Annotated in this window: 27 protein-coding genes; 20 read left to right on the top strand and 7 right to left on the bottom strand. The window is 64.3% G+C overall.

The features are described 5' to 3' along the window. Nucleotides 1-58 precede the first annotated feature (58 nt). The 3 genes from ACXZ1M_RS27760 to ACXZ1M_RS27770 are packed head-to-tail and all read left to right on the top strand — an operon-like array spanning nucleotide 59 to nucleotide 3,524. Nucleotides 59-430 carry an STAS domain-containing protein gene (locus ACXZ1M_RS27760; protein ID WP_459050813.1) on the top strand — a complete coding sequence of 124 codons (372 nt, stop codon included), beginning with the start codon at nucleotides 59-61 and terminating at the stop codon, nucleotides 428-430. Next, the gene (locus tag ACXZ1M_RS27765) at nucleotides 427-1,395 is read left to right on the top strand and encodes an MBL fold metallo-hydrolase (RefSeq protein WP_459050814.1); all 969 of its coding nucleotides are present in this window, start codon (nucleotides 427-429) and stop codon (nucleotides 1,393-1,395) included. The genes ACXZ1M_RS27760 and ACXZ1M_RS27765 overlap by 4 nt, the downstream gene beginning before the upstream one ends. An 8-nt stretch (nucleotides 1,396-1,403) precedes the next feature. Then, nucleotides 1,404-3,524 carry a CHASE2 domain-containing protein gene (locus ACXZ1M_RS27770; RefSeq protein ID WP_459050815.1) on the top strand — a complete coding sequence of 707 codons (2,121 nt, stop codon included), beginning with the start codon at nucleotides 1,404-1,406 and terminating at the stop codon, nucleotides 3,522-3,524. A gap of 7 nt (nucleotides 3,525-3,531) precedes the next feature. On the opposite strand, the gene ACXZ1M_RS27775 is transcribed toward ACXZ1M_RS27770, so the two are convergent. After that, nucleotides 3,532-4,122 (bottom strand): OmpA family protein, encoded by a 591-nt coding sequence (locus ACXZ1M_RS27775; protein WP_459050816.1) that lies wholly within the window; start codon nucleotides 4,120-4,122, stop codon nucleotides 3,532-3,534. A 3-nt stretch (nucleotides 4,123-4,125) separates the two neighbouring features. Continuing rightward, entirely contained in the window at nucleotides 4,126-4,566 is a 441-nt protein-coding gene (locus ACXZ1M_RS27780) for a FecR family protein (RefSeq protein ID WP_459050817.1), read from the bottom strand. 54 nt (nucleotides 4,567-4,620) lie between these two features. Between ACXZ1M_RS27780 and ACXZ1M_RS27785 the strand changes: the two genes are divergently transcribed. Genes ACXZ1M_RS27785 through ACXZ1M_RS27800 form a run of 4 tightly spaced genes read left to right on the top strand, consistent with a single transcriptional unit; the run spans nucleotide 4,621 to nucleotide 7,546 of the window. Beyond that, entirely contained in the window at nucleotides 4,621-5,040 is a 420-nt protein-coding gene (locus tag ACXZ1M_RS27785) for an ATP-binding protein (RefSeq protein ID WP_459050818.1), read from the top strand. 33 nt (nucleotides 5,041-5,073) lie between these two features. Continuing rightward, a complete protein-coding gene (locus tag ACXZ1M_RS27790) occupies nucleotides 5,074-5,712 on the top strand; it encodes an FABP family protein (protein ID WP_459050819.1) in 639 nt (212 codons plus the stop codon). Between the two features lie 11 nt (nucleotides 5,713-5,723). Then, nucleotides 5,724-6,368, top strand: coding sequence for an HAD family hydrolase (locus tag ACXZ1M_RS27795; protein ID WP_459050820.1), 645 nt, complete (start codon nucleotides 5,724-5,726; stop codon nucleotides 6,366-6,368). Beyond that, complete coding sequence (locus tag ACXZ1M_RS27800) at nucleotides 6,365-7,546, top strand: glycosyltransferase (RefSeq protein ID WP_459050821.1); 1,182 nt, start codon at nucleotides 6,365-6,367, stop codon at nucleotides 7,544-7,546. Before ACXZ1M_RS27795 ends, ACXZ1M_RS27800 begins: the two co-directional genes overlap by 4 nt. Before the next feature lie 132 nt (nucleotides 7,547-7,678). On the opposite strand, the gene ACXZ1M_RS27805 is transcribed toward ACXZ1M_RS27800, so the two are convergent. Continuing rightward, nucleotides 7,679-8,302, bottom strand: coding sequence for a LysE family translocator (locus ACXZ1M_RS27805; RefSeq protein WP_459050822.1), 624 nt, complete (start codon nucleotides 8,300-8,302; stop codon nucleotides 7,679-7,681). An 86-nt stretch (nucleotides 8,303-8,388) separates the two neighbouring features. Here ACXZ1M_RS27805 and ACXZ1M_RS27810 point away from each other — a divergent pair, with 86 nt between their 5' ends. Genes ACXZ1M_RS27810 through ACXZ1M_RS27830 form a run of 5 tightly spaced genes read left to right on the top strand, consistent with a single transcriptional unit; the run spans nucleotide 8,389 to nucleotide 12,576 of the window. Further along, nucleotides 8,389-9,351, top strand: a complete 963-nt coding sequence (locus tag ACXZ1M_RS27810) for a helix-turn-helix transcriptional regulator (RefSeq protein ID WP_459050823.1) — start codon at nucleotides 8,389-8,391, stop codon at nucleotides 9,349-9,351. A gap of 31 nt (nucleotides 9,352-9,382) precedes the next feature. Next, nucleotides 9,383-10,159, top strand: coding sequence for a DNA/RNA non-specific endonuclease (locus tag ACXZ1M_RS27815; RefSeq protein WP_459050824.1), 777 nt, complete (start codon nucleotides 9,383-9,385; stop codon nucleotides 10,157-10,159). Continuing rightward, nucleotides 10,156-10,404 carry a hypothetical protein gene (locus ACXZ1M_RS27820; RefSeq protein WP_459050825.1) on the top strand — a complete coding sequence of 83 codons (249 nt, stop codon included), beginning with the start codon at nucleotides 10,156-10,158 and terminating at the stop codon, nucleotides 10,402-10,404. The genes ACXZ1M_RS27815 and ACXZ1M_RS27820 overlap by 4 nt, the downstream gene beginning before the upstream one ends. Before the next feature lie 11 nt (nucleotides 10,405-10,415). After that, on the top strand, nucleotides 10,416-10,847 hold the full coding sequence (locus ACXZ1M_RS27825; protein ID WP_459050826.1) for a hypothetical protein: 432 nt from the start codon (nucleotides 10,416-10,418) through the stop codon (nucleotides 10,845-10,847). 10 nt (nucleotides 10,848-10,857) lie between these two features. Further along, nucleotides 10,858-12,576 carry a DUF4214 domain-containing protein gene (locus ACXZ1M_RS27830; protein WP_459050827.1) on the top strand — a complete coding sequence of 573 codons (1,719 nt, stop codon included), beginning with the start codon at nucleotides 10,858-10,860 and terminating at the stop codon, nucleotides 12,574-12,576. Here ACXZ1M_RS27830 and ACXZ1M_RS27835 read toward each other — a convergent pair. Both ACXZ1M_RS27835 and ACXZ1M_RS27840 read right to left on the bottom strand, forming a co-directional pair. Next, the gene (locus ACXZ1M_RS27835) at nucleotides 12,573-13,562 is read right to left on the bottom strand and encodes a sensor domain-containing diguanylate cyclase (RefSeq protein WP_459050828.1); all 990 of its coding nucleotides are present in this window, start codon (nucleotides 13,560-13,562) and stop codon (nucleotides 12,573-12,575) included. The two genes, ACXZ1M_RS27830 and ACXZ1M_RS27835, sit on opposite strands and share 4 nt — an antisense overlap. 18 nt (nucleotides 13,563-13,580) lie before the next feature. Continuing rightward, nucleotides 13,581-14,342, bottom strand: a complete 762-nt coding sequence (locus ACXZ1M_RS27840) for a sensor histidine kinase (RefSeq protein ID WP_459050829.1) — start codon at nucleotides 14,340-14,342, stop codon at nucleotides 13,581-13,583. 159 nt (nucleotides 14,343-14,501) lie between these two features. Between ACXZ1M_RS27840 and queE the strand changes: the two genes are divergently transcribed. The 5 genes from queE to ACXZ1M_RS27865 are packed head-to-tail and all read left to right on the top strand — an operon-like array spanning nucleotide 14,502 to nucleotide 18,007. After that, on the top strand, nucleotides 14,502-15,137 hold the full coding sequence (gene queE / locus ACXZ1M_RS27845) for a 7-carboxy-7-deazaguanine synthase (protein ID WP_459050830.1): 636 nt from the start codon (nucleotides 14,502-14,504) through the stop codon (nucleotides 15,135-15,137). 15 nt (nucleotides 15,138-15,152) lie between these two features. Then, nucleotides 15,153-15,602, top strand: coding sequence for a 6-carboxytetrahydropterin synthase QueD (gene queD, locus ACXZ1M_RS27850; protein ID WP_459050831.1), 450 nt, complete (start codon nucleotides 15,153-15,155; stop codon nucleotides 15,600-15,602). Between the two features lie 2 nt (nucleotides 15,603-15,604). Further along, a complete protein-coding gene (tadA, locus tag ACXZ1M_RS27855; RefSeq protein WP_459050832.1) occupies nucleotides 15,605-16,087 on the top strand; it encodes a tRNA adenosine(34) deaminase TadA in 483 nt (160 codons plus the stop codon). Between the two features lie 41 nt (nucleotides 16,088-16,128). Continuing rightward, nucleotides 16,129-17,079 carry an alpha/beta fold hydrolase gene (locus ACXZ1M_RS27860; RefSeq protein ID WP_459050833.1) on the top strand — a complete coding sequence of 317 codons (951 nt, stop codon included), beginning with the start codon at nucleotides 16,129-16,131 and terminating at the stop codon, nucleotides 17,077-17,079. Between the two features lie 7 nt (nucleotides 17,080-17,086). Continuing rightward, nucleotides 17,087-18,007, top strand: coding sequence for an LD-carboxypeptidase (locus ACXZ1M_RS27865; RefSeq protein WP_459050834.1), 921 nt, complete (start codon nucleotides 17,087-17,089; stop codon nucleotides 18,005-18,007). A 15-nt stretch (nucleotides 18,008-18,022) separates the two neighbouring features. On the opposite strand, the gene ACXZ1M_RS27870 is transcribed toward ACXZ1M_RS27865, so the two are convergent. After that, nucleotides 18,023-18,493 carry a hypothetical protein gene (locus tag ACXZ1M_RS27870; RefSeq protein WP_459050835.1) on the bottom strand — a complete coding sequence of 157 codons (471 nt, stop codon included), beginning with the start codon at nucleotides 18,491-18,493 and terminating at the stop codon, nucleotides 18,023-18,025. Between the two features lie 91 nt (nucleotides 18,494-18,584). Continuing rightward, nucleotides 18,585-18,959: a hypothetical protein gene (locus tag ACXZ1M_RS27875; RefSeq protein ID WP_459050836.1), complete on the bottom strand. Its 375-nt coding sequence runs from the start codon at nucleotides 18,957-18,959 to the stop codon at nucleotides 18,585-18,587. A gap of 138 nt (nucleotides 18,960-19,097) precedes the next feature. On the opposite strand from ACXZ1M_RS27875, the gene ACXZ1M_RS27880 reads away from it, so the two are divergent. Genes ACXZ1M_RS27880 through nadC form a run of 3 tightly spaced genes read left to right on the top strand, consistent with a single transcriptional unit; the run spans nucleotide 19,098 to nucleotide 22,723 of the window. Further along, a complete protein-coding gene (locus tag ACXZ1M_RS27880; RefSeq protein ID WP_459050837.1) occupies nucleotides 19,098-20,699 on the top strand; it encodes an ABC-F family ATPase in 1,602 nt (533 codons plus the stop codon). Nucleotides 20,700-20,705: 6 nt separating this feature from the next. Continuing rightward, nucleotides 20,706-21,860: a quinolinate synthase NadA gene (gene nadA, locus ACXZ1M_RS27885; RefSeq protein ID WP_459050838.1), complete on the top strand. Its 1,155-nt coding sequence runs from the start codon at nucleotides 20,706-20,708 to the stop codon at nucleotides 21,858-21,860. Further along, nucleotides 21,857-22,723, top strand: a complete 867-nt coding sequence (nadC, locus tag ACXZ1M_RS27890) for a carboxylating nicotinate-nucleotide diphosphorylase (RefSeq protein ID WP_459050839.1) — start codon at nucleotides 21,857-21,859, stop codon at nucleotides 22,721-22,723. Before nadA ends, nadC begins: the two co-directional genes overlap by 4 nt. Nucleotides 22,724-22,782 lie beyond the last annotated feature (59 nt).

Raw genomic sequence — 22,782 nt, forward strand, 5'->3', positions numbered from 1 at the left:
GGAAAATAAGCTGATGAGTTATACAAACGAGTACGCAAGGTCAAGCCGAGTCAAAACTATGGAACTACAGCCAACACAAGAGGGCCGCACGGTTATCCTGAGCCCCGCAGGCCGCATCGATCACACCCACGCCGACGCCTTCAAGCTGGCGCTTGATCCGCATCTGGCGGATTGCCGCAAGGACGGCGCGGCGCTGGTCATCGACTTTTCCAACGTGGTTTATATCAGCAGCATCGGCCTGCGCGCCCTGATGGTGGCGATCAAGCAGGTCAAGCCGCAGGGCGGACGCATGGTGCTGGCGGCGCTGCAGCCGCTGGTGCTGGAAGTGTTCACCATCAGCCGCTTCGACATGCTGTTTGAGATCTTCCCGGACCGCGCGGCGGCGCTGGCAGCGGTATCGGCGGCTTCCACTCCGGCGGGCGGCGCATGAAAGCGCGCATCTGGGGTGCGCGCGGCTCGCTGCCGGTGGCGCTGAACGCGCGGCAGATACGCGCCAAGCTGGTGACGGCGCTGGAAGGCGCCATCGGCCGCGATCTCGATACGCCGCAGAAGGTCGCCGATTACATCGACAACGATTTGGGCTTTGAGGTCAGCGGCACCTACGGCGGCAATTCCAGCTGCGTGGAGGTGGAGGCCTGGGACACGGACGCCATCCACGAGCACATCGTGCTGGATCTTGGTTCGGGCGTGCGTCCGCTGGCCGGTTCCAAGCTGGCGAAATACGGCCCGGCCAAGCCGCAGACCTATCATGTATTCATGTCGCACCTGCACTGGGACCACATCATGGGGTTCCCGTTCTTCACGCCGGCCTACATACCGGGCAACCGCATCATCATCTACGGCTGCCACAAGGATCTGGAAACGGCGTTCCGCCGTCAGCAGGAACCGATCAGTTTTCCCGTCACCTTCCAGCAGTTGGGCGCGACCATCGAATTCGTCACCATGGAGCCGGGCGTGCCCCTGCAACTGCGCGATGTGACGGTGACCGCCAAGCTGCAGCTGCATGCCGGCGACTCCTACGGCTACCGCCTGGAACAGAACGGCAAGGCGCTGATCTACAGCACCGACTCCGAACACAAGCTCGATAACGCGGCCGAACGCGTGGCCTTCGTCGATTTCTTCCGCGATGCCGACCTGGTGATTTTCGACGCCATGTATTCGCTGGCCGATTCGATTTCGGTGAAGGCCGATTGGGGGCACTCCAGCAATGTGGTGGGGGTGGAGCTGTGCCAGCTGGCGGGTGTGCACAAGCTTTGCCTGTTCCATCACGAACCGATTTACGACGACGTGCAGATTTCGCGCGTATTGGCTGAAACGCGCCGTTATGCAGAGATCACCGGCGAAGCGCCGCTGGAGATCCTGTCCGCTTACGACGGCATGGAAATTTCGCTGTAAGCGCCGCCATGCTGCGCCGCTTGCAAATCCGTGCCTCGGGCGGCGTGCGCGCCGGTCATGGCCGGCCGCTGGCGCTGCTGTTGGCGCTGGTGCTGGCTCTGCTGCTGGCACGCGGCGGCGACGGTCCGCTGCCGGCATTGCGTCTTGCGTTGTTCGACGCTTATCAGGTCTACCTGCCGCGCCAGCGGCTTTCCGGGCCGGTCCACATCATCAATATCGACGAAGCGGCGCTGAGCGAATACGGCCAGTGGCCGTGGCCGCGCACTTTGCTGAGAGACCTGCTGGAGCGGATCGCCGAACAGGAACCGCTGGCGATCGGGCTCGATATCCTGATGCCTGAGCCGGACAACACCTCGCCGGAGGCGCTGGTGGCGCGGCTGCCGGAAGGCCGCCTGCACGACGAACTGGCGCTGCTGCCGTCGCACGATGCGCTGCTGGCGGAGCAGATGCGGCGCGCGCCCATCGTGCTTGGAACGGCGGGCTTCCTGCACGCGGAGGCCGGCACCAGCGACGCCTTGCGCGTCTGGCCGATGCGCGTGAAGGGCGAGGGCGAACATGCGGTGACTGCGGCGACCCTGCCGGTGATGCGCTTCCCGCAGGCGATGTCCAGCTTGCCCGCGCTGCAGGCGGCGGCGCGCGGGCAGGGCCTGTTGTCGGCCAATCTGGAAAAGGGCATCGTGCGGCGCGCGCCGCTGGTCGGTGCGGTCGGCGAGACGCTGGTGCCGTCGCTGTCGATGGAGCTGCTGCGCGTGGCGACCGGCACGCAGGCGCTGGAGATCGAGGCCGGCGCCGACGGCGTGCACAGCGTCTCGGTCGGCGACCTGCGCGTGCCGACTTCGCCGGACGGCACGGTATGGATCAATTTTTCCGCGCCGGCCATCGACCGCTACGTCTCGGCGCTGGACGTCATGCGCGGCCGCATCGACCCCGGCGTCCTGCAGAACAAGATCGTGATCGTCGCCATGACGGGCCTGGGCCTGAGCGACTACAAAACCAACGCGCGCGGCGACCTGCTGCCCGGCGTGGACACGCACGCCCAGATGATCGAAAGCTTCTTCGACGGCTCTTTCCTGCGCCGTCCGCAGTGGATGCGCTGGGCCGAGCTGGCGGCCTTCGGCGCGTGCAGCCTGCTGACCATCTGGCTGCTGCCGCGCCAGCGCCTGCTCGTTGGCGTGCCGGTGGCGGTGGGGCTGGGCGTGTCCTTGTTCGGCACCGGCGCCTTGCTGTTCGCGCGCGCCGGCCTGCTGTTCGACGCGGGCGGCGTGGCGCTGGGCCATGCGGCGGTCTGCCTCAGTCTTTTGACCAGCATGCTGGCGGTGGCGGTGCGCGACCGCAAAATGTCCGAACGCGCCTTGCAGGCCGCGCGTGAATCGGCCGCCCGCACCGCCGGCGAATTGAATGCCGCGCGCCGCATCCAGATGGCGTCCCTGCCGCAGGCGGCAACCGCCTTCCCCGGCGAGCGCCGCTTCGAAGTCGGCGCACTGCTGGAACCGGCCAGGGAAGTGGGCGGCGACCTGTATGACTTCTTCATGCTGGACCGGGACCGCGTGTTCTTCATGGTGGGCGACGTCTCGGGCAAGGGCCTGCCGGCCAGCCTGTTCATGGTGGTGGCCAAGGCGCTCTCGCGCAGCATCGCGCTGCGCGGCGAGGCCGACATGGGCCTGATCATGAACAGCGCCAACCGCGAACTGGTGCGTGAGAATCCGGAAATGCTGTTTGTGACCAGCGTCGCCGGCATCCTGGACGCCGCCACCGGCCGCGTCTCGCTGTGCAACGCCGGCCACGACGCGCCGCGCCGCATCACCGCCGATTGCCGGGTCGAACTGCTGCAATCGGCCGACGGCCCGCCCTTGTGCGTGATGGACGATTTCGAATATCCGGTCCAGCAGTACCAGCTGCAGCCCGGCGAAAGCCTGTGCCTGACCACGGACGGCATCGGCGAGGCGATGAACGAGGCCGGCGAACTGTATGGGAACGAGCGCCTGGACCGCTTGCTGACGGCGGCGGCGACCACCGCGCCGGCGGCCCTGGTGCAGGCCGTGCGCGACGACGTGCGCCGTCACGTGGACGGCGCCGAGGCTTCGGATGATTTGACCTTGCTGGTGCTGCGCTGGAACGGCGCAGTCTGAAGAGGAACTAGCGGACGCGGATTTCCACGCGGCGGTTGCGCGGTTCATCGACACCGTCGGCGGTAGGCACCAGCAGTTCACGCTCGCCGCGCGCCTGCACCACGATCTGGTCTTCGGCGATACCGGCTTCCACCAGTATCTGCTTGACGGTGGCGGCGCGACGTAACGACAAGGCGTCGTTGTATTCGCGCTTGGCCACGGTGTCGGTGTGGCCGATGACGATGATCTCCGGCGCCGGGCGCGAGGCCAGCTGCGATTTGATCTGCGCCAGCTGCGCCGCCGATTCGGCGGTCAGGTTGTCGGTATCGGTGATGAAGTAGACGATGAACACGGCGGCGCGCTGGGGCAGTGTGTCCAGCAGGGCGCCGTAGCGATTCTTGATCGCGGCGTCGTCACCGCTGGTGGCGACCGCGCCATGGCTATCGACTGCGGCGGTTTGATACGGCTTGTCCAGCACCGTCTCTTTGCCGGCGGTGGTGATGATGACGGCGCTGGCTTTGCCGTCCTGGTTCGGCAGCAAAGTGATTTGTTCGGTCGGTCCGCGTTGTAGTTGCGAGACAGCGGCCAGCAGGCACACGGCCCAAAGCAGCAAGGCCATGGTTTATTCCCCGTCCTTGACGTCGATGACAAACTCGGTGCCGCGTACGCCCAGGATCGAGGTCGGCGTGCGGAACTGCACCGCGCCCGGCGACTGCTTGGACAGCTTGCCGGAGATGACGCCCAGCGTGCCTTTCTTGACCGTGGCGTTCAGCGTGCCCTCGTGCGAGGTCGGATCGAACGCGTACTTCTCCAGCCACACATTGCTGTTCGGGCCTACAGCCAGCAGGGTTTCATCGCGTAGCGTGATGCCCACGCTGCCGTCCGCGCCGGTGAGTACGCGGTCGCTGGACATCAGCGCGGCGCCGGCCTTGGCGGGCGTTTTCTGTCCTTCGCGTTCGATGGAAGCACTGCCTTTGGCGGTCTTGATCATGCCGGCGGGGAGTTCGGCGGCGGTGGACAGCATGGCCATGGCGGCGCATGCTGCGGCGATTATTCTTTTCACTGTTCTTCTCCTGAGGTTCTTCTCCTGCCGTAAGCATTCCGATAATATGCTTGAATGGACGAAAAAGAAACCGGTATCACGCATCTGCTGCGTTTTCCGGCACGACTCGATGCGGTCCCCGGCGCCATGGCGTTTGCCGCCATGGCGTTGAACCGGGCCGGCCTTGCGCCGGGCCTGGTGGCGCGCGCCGAATTGATATTGGAGGAGCTGCTGCGCAACAGCATCCTGCACGGCTACGGCGGCGACAGCGCGCACGACGTGTGGGTCGGCGTGCGCGGCCAGGTGCTGTGCTACGAAGACGCCGCGCCGCCATTCAATCCGCTGACCGAAGGCCCGCCGCCGCCCGATCCGGGGCTGCCGCCGGATGAACTGCAGGTGGGCGGCATCGGCCTGCTGCTGATACGCCAGTTGGGCAGTGCGCTGGCCTATACCTATAGCGCAGGTCACAACCGCATCGAGATCACATTACAATAGCGTCCGTTTCATTCCACCATCCAGGACCAGCGCATGACCGAGTTTTCTACCGATATCTACACCGAACCTAGCCCGATCGACGTCAACACCCTCAACAACCTCGGCCCGCTGACGGCGATGGCCGGCATCTGGAAGGGTGAACGCGGCCTGGATATCAAGCCCAAGGCCGACGGCGCGCGCAAGCAGGCCTATGTCGAGCGCATCGAGCTGACGCCCATCGATCCGGTGACCAACGGCCCGCAGCTGTTCTACGGCCTGCGCTACCTGATCATCGTGAACAAGCCCGATAACGTGAAGACCTATCACGAGCAGGTGGGCTATTGGCTGTGGGAGCCGAAGACCAAGACCGTGATCCAGACGCTGGGCATCCCGCGCGGCCAGATCGCCATGGCGTCGGCCGTGGTGGAGCCGGACGCCAAGGAGTTCGAACTGGTGGCGCGCCTGGAGTCCGATACCTACGGCATCCGTTCCAATCCCTTCCTGGAATACGGCTTCAAGACGGTGGAGTACCGCATCAAGGTCACCATCAACGACGACGGCACCTGGGGCTACGAAGAAGACACCGTGATGCTGCTGCGCGGCGAAGAGGAATTCCATCACCGCGACCGCAACCTGCTGCATCGCGTGGCCGAACCGCTGCCGAATCCCATGGCCAGCGGCGTTCCTGCTTAAGACGGCGCGCCATGCTGCGGGCCATCCTGTGGGACAACGACGGTGTGCTGGTCGATACGGAGCAGCTGTTTTACGAAGCGAACCGCGAACTGTTCCAGCCCCTGGGCCTGGAACTGAGCGCGCAGCATTTCTTCGACTGGTATCTGGCCGATAACTGCGGCGCCTGGCATTTGCTGGCGCCGCGCCTGTCCGAAGAACAGGCCGAGTCGCTGCGCGCGGTGCGTAACGAGCGTTATGCGGCACGCCTGGCGTCCGAGCACATTCCGGCCATCGACGGCGTGGCTGATACGTTGGCGGCCTTGTCGCCGCGTGTGCGCATGGGCGTGGTGACCAGTTCCAATCGCGACCACTTCGAGATCATCCACCAGCGGCTGGATTTGCTGCGCCACTTCGAATTCGTGCTCACGCATGAATGCTACACGCACAGCAAACCGTCGCCGGAGCCGTATCTGCTGGGCCTTGAGCGCATGGGCGTGCGCGCCGAGGAAGCGCTGGTGATCGAGGACTCGCCGCGCGGCCTGCAGGCGGCGACGGCGGCCGGCATGCGCTGCATCATCCTGCGCAATGCGCTGACGCGGCAACATGACTTTCCCGGCGCCTGGCGCGTGGTCGACACCATGGCGGAAGTTCGGGCGACGGTGGAGTCATTGTTGTGAGCCATATCCACCTGTGCTGGGAACTGGGCGGCGGCCTGGGACATGCGGGCCGCCTGAAGATGCTGGCGCAAGCGCTACTGGCGCGCGGCCACCGCGTCACTCTAAGTGTGCGCGATCTGATGCAGACCAACGCCTTGCTGGCCGATCTGGATGTCCCCACGTTGCAGGCGCCGGTCTGGCTGCACAAGGCGGCGGGCTTGCCGCCGTCCGCCAACCTGGCCGAGATCCTGTTCCACTGCGGTTACCTTGAGCCGGCCGCGCTGCGCGGCATGGTGGCCGGCTGGCGCGATATGTTCGGCGTGCTGCAACCGGATCTGGTGGTGGCCGATTTCGCGCCGACCGCCTTGCTGGCGGCGCGCAGCATGGGACTGCGCAGCGCCTCGGTCGGCAATGGCTTCAACAGCCCGCCGCCGGATCAGCCACTGCCTTCGTGGAAGGACGCGCCGCCGGCACGATTGGCGTCATCCGAAGCGCGCATGCTGGCGACGGCCAACGCGGTGCTGGCCGAATTCCAGGCGCCGCCGCACGCGCACGCGGCCGGCGTGTTCCTCGGCGACCTGCCATTGCTGTGCACCTGGCCGGAACTCGATCACTGCGAAGGCCGCACGCAGGCACAATGGTTGGGGCCCAGCTTCGCCGCCGATGGCGGCTTGGCGCCGTACTGGCCCGAGGGCGAGGGCCGCAAGGTATTTGCGTATGTGAAGTCGGTCCATCCGTCGCATGGCGCGGTGCTCAAGGCGCTGGTGGAGGAGGGCTGCCGCGTGCTGGCCTATGTGCCCGAAGTGGCGCTCGGCGCCGCGCCGCCGGTGCTCAGTGAGCAGATCGTGTATGCCGAGTCGCCGGTCTCGCTGCCGCAGGCGCTGGCCGAGGCAGCGCTGTGCGTGTGCCACGCCGGCGAGGCCACGCTGGCGCAGTCGCTGCTGGCCGGCGTACCCTTGCTGATGCTGCCGTCCCACACCGAACAATTCCTCACCGCGCGCCGCGTCGCCATGTCCGGCGCCGGCTATAACGCCGCCTTGCTGACGCCCGATTCGGACTGGCGCGGCGTGCTGCGGCCTTTGCTCCACCAGGCCGGCTACCGCGCGGCGGCGCAGGATTTTGCGACGCGCCATCCCGGCTACAGTCAGCGGCAAATGAACGAAGCGCTGGCGCTGAAGATAGAGGAGTTACTTGCTTGATAGTAGATAAGCCCCGCGAATTAATGTACAATTGTAATCAGTGTTGCAGCAATTGAAATTAAAAACATTGCCTCTGGTAGGGTTGGATGTTTGGAAAGGCCGGCGTTCCAGGAACGCCGGCCTTTTTTGTTTTTACGCCCGGCTCGCGCTGAGCACGGCAGTAACGATCAGCAGCAGGCCCATGATGCGCGCCGCCACGGTCGCGGCAGCCGGATGCCGCGCGAACCAGCCGCTGGCGCCGCTGGCGGCATAGGCCAGCGCCCCGTAAACCGCCAGTTGCGTCAGCGCCGTGATCGCGCCCAGCACGCCGGACTGCAACCACAGCGGCCCGTCAGCGGGACGTAGAAATTGCGGGAAGATGGCCAGCATGAAGATATACGCCTTGGGATTGAGCAGGCTGGTCGTCAATGCGCGACGGAAGATGACGGCGTTGCCGAGGACCGCCGCGCCTGGCGCTGGATGGAAAATGCTGTCGCTGCGCAGCAGCTGCCAGCCCATCCACGCGATGTAGGCGGCGCCGACCAGCAGCATGATCTGGTACAGCGGCGGCCAGTATTGCAGCACCAGCGCCACGCCCAGCGCGCTCATGCAGAGGTGACAAACGCCGCCGGCCATGATGCCGGCCACAGCCGCCATCCCCGAGCGCCTGCCCCCGAGCATGGAACTGCCCATGACGAACGCCATGTCCAGACCCGGTAGCGCGATCACGCCAAACACGACAATGAAATACAGCCAAAGATTGGCGGTTTGCGACATTTTTAACTCCTGCAAAGTTGTTGTTGACGCCAGCTTAGGGCTTAATCAGGACAGATTTCGCCCTATAAACATGCTATCTTTGCGCCATGTACCACCCAACCACACGCGTGCTGGCAGTGCTGGAACTGCTGCAAACCCACGGCCGCATGAGCGGGGCCGAGATGGCCACCCGACTGGCGGTGGACGGCCGCACCCTGCGCCGCTACATCGTGATGCTGGAGCAGATAGGCATACCGATCACCGCCGAGCGCGGGCGGCACGGCGGCTACGCCCTGATGCCCGGCTTTAAATTGCCGCCCATGATGTTCACCGACGACGAGGCGCTGGCCCTGTCGCTGGGCTTGCTCGCGGCACGCGGACTGGGGTTGGCGGAGGCCGCGCCCGCCGTGGCAAGCGCCCAGGCCAAACTGGAGCGCATCATGCCGGACGGCTTGCGCAACCGCGTCGGGGCCATCGGCAACACGGTAAAGCTGGACCTGCGCACGCCATCGTTCCGGCGGGAGCCGCCGTCCGCCAACGCCGCGCTTGGCCCGCTGTCGCTGGCCGCCAAGGAGGGCCGCCGCGTGCACCTGCACTATCTGGCCGGAGACCAGTCCAGCGAACGTGATGTCGATCCCTACGGTTTGGCCTACTACGGCGGCTACTGGTACATGGTCGGCTATTGCTATCTGCGGCAGGCGATGCGGACCTTCCGCCTCGACCGTGTGGAACAGGTACGCCCGGCGCCCGGCCTGGCGGTGCGGCCGCCGGATTTCGATGCGCTCGAACATCTGCGGCTGTCGGTGGCGATGCTGCCGCGCAAATTCGCGGCCAAGGTACTGTTGAAGACCACGCTGGAGCAGGCGCGCCGCAGTTTCATCGACACCATCGGCCTGTTTGAGGAAACCGGCGAGGGCGTGCTGCTGCACAACCAGTCGGACCAGCTGGACTGGTTCGCGCGCCAACTGGCCGCCGCGCCGTTCGAAGTGGTGGTGCTGGAACCGCCGGCGCTGCTCGCGGAGCTGCGCGCGGTTGCGGAGCGCTTGTTGCGCGCGGCCGGCGTCCGATAGAATGCTGCCTCAGCAATGTTTTTAGGAAGCTATGTCTCTGTTTCAACGATCGCTGGCGATTGCCGCGCTGCTGGCCGCCAGCCTGGCCTCGGCCGGCGAATGCCCGGCCCACTACGTCGATGGCCGCCTGCCGGAAATCCGCAACCCCAAAATGACCGCCGCCACCACCGAGCTCTGCTACGGCGTGTTCGGCGTGATGCACTCCGGGATCACGCGCACGCCGCTGTGGTCGGCCGAGCACCTGACGGCCGAAAACATCGACGCGGCCAAGGACCTGTCGCGCGAAAACTCCTTCCATCCCGAGCCGAGGCTGCCGGGCAGGGCGCGCGCCGAGCTGGCCGACTATGCCCGCAGCGGTTACGATCGCGGCCACATGGCGCCCAACGGCGACATGCCGGACCGCCGCACCCAGCACGAGAGCTTCACGCTGGCCAACATGGTGCCGCAAAACGCCGAGAACAACCGTCACGTCTGGGCCGGCATCGAGGGCGTGGTGCGCAAGCTGGCGCAGAAGGAAGGCGATCTGTACGTGATCACCGGCCCGGCCTTCATCGGCGGCAATCTGGAAAAAGTCGGCAATGTGCTGGTGCCCACGCATTTGTATAAACTGGTGTACAGCCCGCGCCAGCGTGCCGGCGCCGCGTTCTTCATCGAGAACCGCGCCGATGTGAGCTACGAACTGCTGAGCATCGCCGAACTGGAAGACAAGGTCGGCATCAATCTGCTGCCGTCGCTGCCGGCGGCGGAAAAACAGGCGATGCTGCGCCTGCCGAAGGTGAGACAACGTAAAGAAGGGAGCAAGCGATGAGCAAATTCGTGCCTTATAAAAACGAGTCGGACGTGCTGCACATCGGCGGCCTGACCATCGAGAACCGCCTGGACCGCATCACCATCAGCGGCGATATCGATTTGACCGCCGATCAGGCCGGCCTAACGGACGCCCGCGCGCTGCAGAAGCTGCTGGCGGACGTGGTCGCCCGGCTCGAAGCGCAGAAACTGCCGGCCACGCTGCCGCCGGCCGCCAACACCATCGTCGCCAACCCGTTCGAATAGTGAGTTTGCCCATGCATTTTCAGTCCGACGAAGAGATCCACGTCATCGGCGCCGGCCTGCTGGACCGTACGCTGCCCAAGGCCGCCTGGACCCACGCCGCCCATCTGGCGGCTGCGGCCTGGCTGCTGGCGGCGCGTCCCGATATCGATGCGCAGGCGGAAATGCCCGGCATCATCCGCGCCTACAACGAGGCCAGCGGCACCGCCAACACCGATACCGGCGGCTATCACCACACGATTACGCTGGCGTCGTTGCGGGCGGTGGCCGATTTCCTGGCGCGGCAGCCGGCGGGGACGCCGTTGCATGTGGCTTGCGAGCAGCTCTTGCAGAGTCCTTACGGCAATAAATCGTGGCTGACACAATATTGGACGGCGGAAGTGTTATTCTCGAAGGACGCGCGCTTGGGCTGGATAGACCCGGACCGCGCGGCCCTGCCATTCTGAAAACTTTAATATGACTCTGACATCCGGTATAAATTCCATCGATTCGCTGATTGGCACCAGCTGGGCTGCGGCTCCCGGCCAAGCCGTGACGCTGACCTACAGCTTCATGACGCGCTTGCCGAGCGACGCCACCAATAACGACGCCAACGGTTTCAAGGCCATGACGGCGGCGCAGCAAGCCGCCACGCGCGATGCGCTGGCCACCTGGGCCGCAGTGGCCAACATCACCTTCCAGGAGGTGGCGGCCGATGGCGATATCCAGATGGGCACCAACGACCAGGGCCGTACCAGCAGCGGCTACGCCTATCTGCCAAACGGCCACGATCCCAGCTATTTGTTCATCAACAATCAGAACGACTACAACTTCAGCTTTGCGCCTGGCGATTTCGGCGTGTCGGTGCTCATCCACGAGTTGGGCCATACGCTGGGCTTCAAGCATCCGGGCGACTACGACTCCACCGGCGCCGATATCTCCGGCCCGTTCCTGCCGCAGGAAACCGATACCATCGATTACTCGCAGATGTCGTATCACACGGGCGCGGGGTTTCAGCTGAACTACAACTACGGCATCACGCCGATGCTGTACGACATCCAGGCGATCCAGTACCTGTATGGCGCCAACATGGGCTACCACACCGGCAACGACAGCTACGTCTTCCTCAAGGATGCGGCGCTGCAATGCATCTGGGATGCGGGCGGCGTTGATACGCTGGACTTTTCCGGCTGCACCGGGGCCACGCTCATCAACCTGAACGCGGGCACCTTCAGTTCCACCGCGCCGGGATATCAAAATATTTCGATCGCCTACAACGTGGCGATCGAGGGCGCCATCGCCGGCAGCGGCGGATCGACCATCTACGCCAACGCCTACGGTAACGTGATCACCGGCGGCACCGGCAACGACGTGATTTACGAGGGGGCGGGCAGCGATACCATCAGCGGCAATGGCGGCTTGGATACCGTGGTGTTCGGCGGGGCGTTGTCGGCCTATGCGCTGAGCGGTTCCTTCGGCGCGCTGAGTGTCAGCGGCGACGGCAACGATCTGCTGACCGACATCGACAGGCTGCAGTTCAGCGACGTCAACATCCAGTTGTATGACTATACCGCGCTGGTGGCGGGTGGTGCCGGCAACGATGTGCTGATGGCGTCGGCAGGCAGTCAGCTGATCGCCGGTGGGGCCGGCATCGACACCTTGGTGATCGCCGGGACGCGCGCCAGCGTCTCCTTGCACGCCGCCGGTTCGGCAGTTTCGCTGATTGACCAGGGCGGAAGCGAGGGAACCGACTTGCTGACCGGCGTGGAGCGCCTGAGCTTTACCGATGGCGCCGTGGCGCTCGACACCAACGGCGCCGCCGGCCAGTTGTACCGCCTGTACAGCGCCATGTTCAACCGCGCGCCGGACGAAGCGGGCATGGGCTACTGGCTCAAGGTGCTGGACAACGGCGGCCGCGTAACGTCGACCGCCGCCGGCTTCGTGGACAGCGCGGAATTCATCAGCATCTACGGCGCCAACGCCAGCGATGAAGTGTTCGTGACCGCGCTGTACAGCAACGTGCTGCACCGCGCGCCCGACGCCGCCGGCCTGCAGTTCTGGCTCGATTCGCTGAAGGTGGTGACGCGCGCCGAAGCGCTGGTCGGCTTCTCGGACTCCGCCGAGAATATAGATGTGATGAGCCACATCATCCCGGTCGGCATTCCCTACGTGCCGTACCTGCCGGCGCTGGGTTAATCCAATTCCGGCAGGCTGATGCGGTTGCGGCCCATGTGCTTGGCGCGGTACAGCGCCGAGTCGGCCGTCGCCACCAGCTGGCTCGGATCGTTCTCGGGCGCCGCCAGCGCGGTGGCCGCACCGATGCTGACCGTCACCACGTGCTGCTGGCTGCCCAGGTTGGGCAGGCGCAGCTGCTCGACTCGGCAGCGGATGCGCTCGGCTACGATGGCCGCGCCGGTCAGCGATTCATTCGGCAGGATCACCGCGAACTCCTCGCCGCCGTAGCGCGCCACCAGGTCGTTGGCGCGCATCTCGCTTGACACCGCCTTGGCGATGCGCTGCAGGCACTCGTCGCCGCCCAGGTGGCCGTAGGCGTCGTTGTACTGCTTGAAGTTGTCGACGTCCACCATCAGCAGCGACAGCGGCAGCTGATGGCGCAGGGCGCGCTGCCACTCGGCGCTCAGCGTATCGTCGAAGCAGCGGCGGTTGGCCAGGCCGGTCAGGCCGTCGCGCGTGGCCAGTTGTTCCAGCGCTACCTGCGCGCGTTTTTCCTCGGTGACGTCGCGCAGGGTTTCGACCACGGCCACCAGCTTGCCCTCGCTGTCGAAGATCGGGCTGGCGTCGGCCGCCAGGTAGCGGCGCCGGCCCACGCGCGGCATGTCGCACCAGTTTTCCGCGCACAGGTTGTTGTCGGTGTCGTTGCGGCGCGCGTGCTGGCGGTACAACCGGTGCAGATCGGCGCTGCGGCCCTGGATCACCAGGTCGGCCAAGGTCGGGCGCTGCTCTTCGTAGAACGGCTTCCAGTGGTCCGAGGTGCCCAGCACTTCCCAGGCCGGCACCCCGGTCAGGCGCTCGCAGGCCTGGTTCCAGATGATGACCTTGCCGTTGATGTCGACCACGAAGGTGGGGATCACCAGCAGCTCCATCAGCTTCAGGGCGAAGCCGTGTTGCTGGTCTGCCGGTGGAAACTCCATCAGGTGCTGGATTTTTTGTGTTCCGCTCATGGGCGCCGCTTTCTGTTGTTATCGAATGGGAAAAGACATGGTCAGCGCCGTGCCGGCGCCGGGCGTGCTGGCGACGTCGAACCGGCCGCCGGCCTCGCTCACGCGCTGGGCGATGTTGCGCAGGCCGTTGCCGCGCCGGGCCGGCGCCTGCGCCAGGCCGACGCCGTTGTCGCGCACGGTCAGGTTCAGGCGCTGCTCCTGGCGACGCAGGCCGACGCTGACCTCGGAGGCTTGCGCATGGCGCACGATATTGCTCAGCGATTCCTGCAGCACGCGGTACAGCACGCCCTCGATGCCGGCGGCGGGGCCGGCAAAGGCGGCCGCTTCGGCATCCAGCTGGCAGCGGATGCCGCTCAGGCGCGAGAATTGGGCGATCTGCTGGTGCACCGCGCCTTCCAGTCCGGAGTGCAGGGCCTCGGCCGGCAAGTCGTCGACGATGGCGCGCATGGCGCGGATGGCTTGCTGGATGCGCTCGTGCAGTTGGTCCAGCGGCCGCTGCAGGACAGGGTGGGCGGCGGCCAGCGCGCCGGCGTCCATGCTGAGCGCCAGCAGTTGCTGGCCCAGGTCGTCGTGCAGGTCGCGGGCGATGCGGCGGCGTTCGGCGTCGCGCAGCGATTGCTGGCTGGCGCTCAGGCGCGCGATCTGGCGCCGCGCCTCGGCCAGTTCATGCGCTCCCTGCGCGCGCTGGCGCCACCACAGCAGCAGGCAGGCGGCGCAGAGCAGCAGGCAAACGGCCAGGCAGACGATATCGATTTCCAGAAGCGGCGGCGCGGTTCTCATGGTGTATCTTCCTGTGATGGATGACAAACGTTGGCATGGTCCACAAGCCAACATAACGTGCTTGCCTTTTGGAAGCATTGTGAAATATCAATTTTGGTGATGCTTTCCGGAAAAGTGTGACGTGGGATATAATTGAGGGTTGTCCAATCAGGAACTATCGTGACTTACAGCATTAAAGAGATTTTCTACACGTTGCAGGGTGAGGGCGCACACGCTGGCCGTCCGGCCGTGTTCTGCCGTTTTTCCGGCTGCAACCTGTGGACCGGCCGCGAAATCGACCGCGCCAGCGCCGTGTGCCAGTTCTGCGATACCGACTTTGTCGGCACCGATGGCGAAGGCGGCGGCAAGTTCAAGACGCCGCAGGAGCTGGCCGCCACCATCAACGCGCTGTGGCCGGAAAGCTACACGGCCAGCAAATACGTGGTGTTCACCGGCGGCGAGCCGCTGCTGCAACTCGATACCGCGCTGATCGAGGCCATGCACGCGGTCGGCTTCACCATCGCGATTGAAACCAACGGCACGCTGCCGGTGCCGGCAGGCGTGGACTGGATCTGCGTGAGCCCGAAGATGGGTTCCGAACTGGTGGTGAAAAAAGGCAATGAAATCAAGGTCGTGATTCCGCAGACCAATCAAGACCTGTCGGCCTACGAACAACTGGACTTCGAGAATTTCTACGTGCAGGCGATGGACGGCCCGCTGGCCGCCTTCAATACCACGCTGGCGATCGAAACCTGCAAGCGCAATCCGAAATGGAAGCTGAGCCTGCAAACCCATAAACTTTTACAGATACCCTGAATTAAGACCGACCTTATGCTGACCATTACCCGCAAGCTGGAATTCGACGCCGGCCACCGTATTCCCGACCACAAGAGCCAATGCCGCAATTTGCACGGCCACCGCTACACGCTGGAAATCACCCTGACCGGCAACATCATCGACGTTGAAGGCAATTCCGACAACGGCATGATCATGGATTTCTCGGACATCAAGGCGCTGGCCAAGGAACACCTGGTCGACGTCTGGGATCACGCCTTCATCGTCTACGAAAAAGACGCGTCGGTGCGCGATTTCCTGGCCTCTCTGCCGGACCACAAGACCGTGGTGATCGACCGCATTCCGACCGTGGAAAACCTGGCGCACGTGGCGTTCGGCATCCTCAAGGCGGCCTACAAGGACCGCTACGGCACCGGCCTGCACCTGCACAAGCTGGTGCTGCACGAAACCCCGAACTGCTGGGCTGAAATCACCGATGGTGTCTGACCATGTCTGACGCGGCTTTCATGCAGCTGGCGCTGGAACAGGCGCAGCAGGCGTGGGACCTGGGCGAGGTGCCGGTAGGCGCCGTCGTCGTCAAGGATGGCGAGGTGATAGCGGTCGGCTGCAACCAGCCGATCGGCAAGCACGATCCGACCGCGCACGCGGAAATCGTGGCCTTGCGCGCGGCCGCCGAGAAGCTCGGCAATTACCGGCTGCCAGGTTGCGAGTTGTATGTCACGCTGGAACCATGCGTGATGTGCTCGGGCGCGATGATGCATGCGCGCCTGGCGCGGGTGGTGTATGGCGCCACCGATCCCAAGACCGGCGCCTGCGGCTCGGTGCTCAACCTGTTTGAGCAGGAGCAGCTGAATCACCACACCGGCATCGTCGGCGGTGTGATGGCCGAGGAATGCGGCGCCATGCTGAAAAACTTCTTCGCCGCGCGCCGCGCCGCGCTGGCGGCGGCCAAACGCGCCACCCAGGAATAAAAATGGTATGCTAAATCCCAAGTACGATTTGGGAGATGGTCTTGGCTACCGCGCAAGCAAACGGCATCACGATCGCCTATGAAATCAGCGGTAATCCGGCCGATCCGCCGGTGCTGCTGATCATGGGACTGGGCATGCAGCTGATCTCCTGGCCGCAGGACCTGGTCGACGGCCTGGTGGAGCAGGGCTATTACGTGATCCGCTTCGACAACCGCGACGCCGGCCTGTCGAGCAAGCTGCATCAACACAAGAAGCCGCATCTGCTGTTGGCTTATCTGAAATCCCTGGTGGGCCTGAAACAGTCCGCCGCCTACACCCTCAACGACATGGCCGACGATGCGCTCGGATTGCTCGATGCGCTGGGGATAGCACGCGTCCATGTGGTGGGCGCTTCCATGGGCGGCATGATCGCGCAGATTTTTGCGGCGCGCTTCGCTTCGCGCACGCTGAGCCTGACGTCCATCATGTCCAGCAGCGGCCGGCGCGGTTTGCCGGGCCCGACGCCGGCGGCGCGCAACGCACTGATGCGCGGGCCGGCCAATCCGCTCAGCCGCACGGAAGTGGTGGAACGCGGCATCGCCGTGATGCGCCTGATCGGCAGTCCTTCCTTTCCTACGCCGGAGCGGGTGCTGCGCGCGGCCATCGAGCGCTCGCTGGACCGCAGCATCAACCCGGACGGCATCGCGCGGCAGATGGTGGCGATTGTCGCCTCCGGCGACCGCACGCCGCTGCTGCGCAAGATCCACGCGCCGACGCTGGTGATCCACGGCGCGGCCGATCCGCTGGTGCCGGTGGCCTGCGGCGCCGATACGGCCAAGGCGATACCGGGCGCGCGGCTGGAGGTGATCGAAGGGATGGGGCACGACTTGCCGCCGCAGCTAATCGAGCGTCTGCTTGCCTTGCTCGACCAGCACCTGCGCGGTAAGATGGCGCCGGAACTTCCTCCGCGCTCCACGCATCGCGCCGGCAGCGGCACCCATCAACGAAGCTAGAGATATTTTGAGTACACCGAACATCGGCATCGCCATCGCCGCGCCCAGCGGCCGTCCCCTCGACATTGAAGCCTACCTGCTGGGCGTGCAGCGCCTGCGGCAGCAGGGCTTCCTGGTCCACGACTACTACGACGACGACAAGAAATTCCAGCGCTTCGGCGGCACCGATGAAGGTCGACTGGCGCAGCTGAACGCGGCGGCGGCCGATCCGGCGGTGCAGGTGGTGGTGGCCTTGCGCGGCTCCTACGGCATGTCGCGGCTGCTGCCCGCCATCGATTTCCGCAAGATGGCCGACAGCGGCAAGCTGTTTTCCGGCTACAGCGACTTCACCGCGTTCCAGATGCCGCTGCTGAAGCAGACCGGCCGCATCAGCTTCGGCGGGCCGATGATGTGCGACGATTTCATCCGTCCGGAGCCGGTGACGTACACGCTGAACCAGTTCTGGGATTGCCTGCGCGGGCCGGTGCACAAGGTGCGCGGCGCGGTGGCGGAAGGCGGCGCCGATAATCCGCTGGTCGACGTTGGCGGCAAGCTGTGGGGCGGTAATCTGGCGATGCTGGTCAGTCTGCTCGGCACGCCGTATTTCCAGGCGCTGGAGCAGGGCATTTGCTTCATCGAGGATATCAGCGAGCATCCCTACCGCATCGAGCGCATGGTGCTACAGCTGTTCTATGCCGGCGCGCTGGACGGTCAGCGGGCGCTGGTGCTGGGGGATTTTTCCGGCTACAAGCTGACGGCTATGGACAACGGCTACGACTTCGAGGCCATGCTGGCCTATCTGCGCGCACGGCTGCCGATACCGGTGTTGACCGGGCTGCCGTTCGGGCATATCAAGGAGCGCGCCACGCTGCCGTATGGCGGCATGGCGCATCTGGTGTCGGATGAACGCGGATTCGACCTGACGATCAGCGACTATCCGACGCTGTGATGCGCGACACTGTAATCACTGTACCCGGCGCACGCGCGGCGCCTGGTTGGTGCCTTCGATTTCAAGGAACATGCTGCCCAGGTTGTTGCGGGTGATCTTGACCTTCGGGTTTTCGATTTCGTTGACCGAGCCGGCGCTGTCGTCGGCCACGCGCCAGATTTGGCCGTTCGCCAGGCGGAACTGGGTGGAGGGGCTCCAGCCTTCGATACGACCGAGCAGGGTGCTTTCGATGAAATTAGGTTCATCGGATTTGCGCATCTGCGAGGCCGATAGTCCGAAATTGGCGGCCGGGGCGGCGGCCGGCGTCGATGCTTGGGCCGGCGCAGCGGCTTGCGCTGCGGCAACTAGAGCGGTGGTTGTGACAGGAATCGCGTCGTAGCACGCCACGCGGCCGGCCACGTCGGCGATGGTGCGGCAGCGCAGCAGATCGGCGTCTGCGGCCAGGGCGGAACCGGATACTGCCAGCAAAAGAACCAAAGCTTTCATCGAACTCTTTCCAGGTTGCGGGCGCCGCCAGCCGGGCGCCACTGCTCTGGATTATATCGGCATCAAGTCCCGGCGTCAGCCTTGGCCGGTTCTATTTGTTGGCGGTACGCAATGCGCGCACCTCCTGCGACAGGACTTCAACCTGCCGTGCCACGGCGTCGACCCGATTGAGCGTGGAGTTGTAGAGATAAACCGACACCGAAGTGGTCACCGTGGTGGTGATGGTAATGCCGGCGATCATGATGCCGACGCACCATTTAAGCACCTCCGCCTGTCCGCGCACCAGGCGCGTTTCCATATCGGCCTGGCCGCGTACCAGGCGTGTTTCCATCTCGGCAAGCCGGTTGACGACGCGCGCATCCATTTCCGCCAGCCGCGCTTCGGTCAAGGCGTAATATTGACGAGCCTCGGTCGAGATGGACTCGTCCTTGGCGTCGATGTAGTCTTTGATTGATGGATTATCCATGCGATCATGGTGTTCCCGGCCCGGGGCACTGTCAATCCGCGTGCCGCTGTGACTTGAGGTCCATCAAGCGCATGGTGCTGTATAATGTCGCCTTTCCGCCTAACGGCATGATTTCATTCGAAAAAGCCCTAAATCACAATGCTCAGTACAGCAAACATCACGATGCAATTCGGCGCCAAGCCGCTGTTTGAAAATATCTCCGTCAAGTTCGGGGATGGCAACCGTTACGGCCTGATCGGCGCGAACGGCTGCGGCAAGTCCACCTTCATGAAAATCCTCGGCGGCGATCTCGACCCGTCGGCTGGCAATGTGATGCTGGACGTGAACGAGCGCCTGGGTAAGCTGCGCCAGGACCAGTTCGCCTATGAAGACATGCGCGTGCTGGACGTCGTGATGATGGGCCACACCGAGATGTGGGCGGCCATCGCCGAACGCGATGCGATCTACGCCAACCCGGACGCCACCGACGACGACTACATGAAAGCCGCCGAACTGGAAGGCAAAGTCTCCGAGTACGACGGTTACACCGCCGAGTCGCGCGCCGGCGAGCTGCTGCTGGGCGTCGGCATCGCCATCGATTTGCACCACGGTCCGATGAGCGCCGTTTCGCCGGGCTGGAAACTGCGCGTGCTGCTGGCGCAGGCGCTGTTCTCGAATCCGGACATCCTGCTGCTCGACGAACCGACCAATAACCTGGACATCAACACCATCCGCTGGCTGGAAGATGTGCTCAACGAGCGCAACTCCACCATGATCATCATTTCCCACGATCGTCACTTCCTGAACCAGGTGTGCACCCACGTGGCCGACATGGATTACGGCACGCTGAAGATTTACCCAGGCAACTACGACGACTACATGCTGGCTTCGACGCAAGCGCGCAACCAGCAGCTGTCGAACAACGCCAAGGCGAAAGAAAAAGTCGCCGAGCTGCAGGACTTCGTGCGTCGCTTCTCGGCCAACAAGTCCAAGGCCCGCCAGGCGACGTCGCGCGCCAAGATGATCGAGAAGATCAAGGTCGAAGACATCAAGCCATCGTCGCGCGCCTATCCGTTCGTGCGTTTCGAAGGCGAGAAGAAGCTGCACCGCCTGGCCGTTGAAGCGGACAGCATCAGCAAGAAATACGACCGCACGCTGTTCAACAACTTCAGCATCATGGTTGAAGCGGGCGAACGCATCGCTGTCATCGGCGCCAACGGGGCCGGTAAAACCACGCTGCTGCGTTGCATCGGCGGTGACGACATCGCCGGCCTGCACGCCGACCACGGCATGGTGAAGTGGGCGGAAAACGCCAACGTCGGCTACATGCCGCAAGATCCGACCGAAGATTTCGCCACCGATATCTCGCTGACCGACTGGATGGGCAAGTGGACCAAGGAGGGCGACGACGACCAGGCCGTGCGTTCGATCCTGGGTCGCCTGCTGTTCGGCGGCGACGAGGTGAAGAAGTCGGTGCGCGTGCTGTCCGGTGGTGAGAAGGGCCGCATGATGTACGGTAAGCTGATGCTAGGCCGTCACAACGTGCTGCTGCTCGATGAACCGACCAACCACATGGACATGGAATCGATCGAGTCCCTGAACATCGCGCTGGATAAATACGCCGGCACCCTGATCTTCGTATCGCACGACCGCGAGTTCGTTTCCTCGCTGGCCAACCGCATCCTGGAAATCAAGGAAAACGAAATCATCGATTTCCGCGGCAACTACGAAGAATATCTGACCAGCCAAGGTATCGCTTAAAAGACTATGCAAGCCATCGAGATCAAACCCGTCGAGTACGAGCATCCACAAGACGGAGCCAGCTGCACCGCCCACGCCTGGGCGCGCACGCCAGCGACTCCAAGCCCTGAGCAACGCATCGAACTCAAAGAACGCATCAAGCGCCTGTTGAAGGAAAAGCAGGCGGTGCTGGTATCGCACTACTATGTCGACGCCGACCTGCAGGACCTGGCCGAGGAAACCGGCGGCTGCGTCTCCGATTCGCTGGAGATGGCGCGCTTCGGCCGCGATCATCCGGCCAAGACGCTGGTGGTGGCGGGCGTGCGCTTCATGGGCGAAACGGCCAAGATCCTGAGCCCGGAAAAACGCATCCTGATGCCGGACCTGGACGCGACCTGCTCGCTGGACCTGGGTTGCCCGGCCGATGAATTCGCCGCCTACTGCGATGCCCATCCGGACCGCACGGTGGTGGTGTATGCCAACACCAGCGCCGCCGTCAAGGCACGCGCCGACTGGATGGTGACTTCGTCCATCGGCCTGGAGATCGTCAAGCACCTGCACGAGCAGGGCAAGAAGATCCTGTGGGCGCCGGACAAGCATCTCGGTTCCTACATCCAGAAGCAGACCGGCGCCGACATGCTGCTGTGGCAGGGCTCCTGCCTGGTGCACGACGAATTCAAGGGCGTGGAACTGGAACTGCTGAAGGCCCAGTACCCGCAGGCGAAAGTGCTGGTGCACCCTGAGTCGCCGGCCAACGTGGTGGCGCTGGCCGACGTGGTCGGCTCGACCACGCAGATCATCAACGCCGCCGTGGAGTCGGACGCCGATACCTTCATCGTCGCCACCGACAACGGCATCCTGCATAAGATGCGCGCCGCCGCGCCGAACAAGCGCTTCATCGAAGCGCCGACCGCCGGCAACAGCGCCACCTGCAAGAGCTGCGCCCACTGCCCATGGATGGCCATGAACGGCCTGCAGAATCTGGCCGACCTGCTGGAAAACCTCGACAGCCCGGCCATCAGCGCGGCGCACGAAGTATTCGTCGATCCGGAAATCGGCAAGCAGGCCGTGACCTCGATCACGCGCATGCTGGACTTCGCTGCGGCCAAGAAGGCCAAGGTACAGCCGGGTCCGGACCTGGCGCAAGAAGCACAACTGTTTTCGGGAATCGGTCCTGCATGAGCACTTTGTTGAACAAGTTCGCGCCGTTCGACGACGCGTTGAAGACGGCCTTTGAAGCGAATCTGCTGGCGGCCCTGCTGGAAGACGTCGGCACTGGCGACCTGACTGGTTTGCTGGTGCCGGAAGGCGGCCGCGCCAAGGCGCGCGTGATCGTGCGCGAAGATGCGGTGCTGTGCGGCGCCCCATGGTTCGAAGGCATCATGAACTGCATGCAGGCCGGCATCGAGATCGACTGGAAGTACGCCGAAGGCGACATGATGAAGGCCGACAGCGTGGTCTGCACCATCGAAGGTCCGGCGCGCGCGCTGCTGACGGCGGAACGCGCAGCCCTGAATTTCATGCAGCTGCTGTCCGGCGTGGCCAGCGCCACCCGCAAATATGTGGACGTGATCGCCGGCACCCGTGCCGCCATCCTGGACACCCGCAAGACTTTGCCGGGCATGCGCCTGGCGCAGAAGTATGCGGTGCGTGTGGGCGGTGGCCACAACCAGCGCCTGGCGCTGTACGACGGCATCCTGATCAAGGAAAACCATATCGCGGCGGCGGGTGGCATCACCAACGCAGTGATGGCGGCCAAGCGCCTGGACAAGGGTGTGTCGATCCAGGTGGAAGTGGAGTCGCTGGACCAGCTGCGCGAAGCGCTGGACGCGGGCGCGCTGTCCATCCTGCTCGATAACTTCAACACCCACATGATGCGCGAGGCGGTCGCCATCAACGCCGGCCGCGCGCTGCTGGAAGCCTCCGGCGGCATCAATTTCGACACGGTGCGCGCGATTGCCGAAACCGGCGTCGACCGCATCTCGATCGGCGCCCTGACCAAGGATGTGCGGGCCACGGACTATTCTTTACGAATAATCGGTTAACAAAATATTATTGTTGACTCGACCCGCGCACGATTGAAATTATCAAAAAAAGTATTAAA

The sequence above is a fragment of the Duganella paludis genome, from assembly GCF_054461335.1.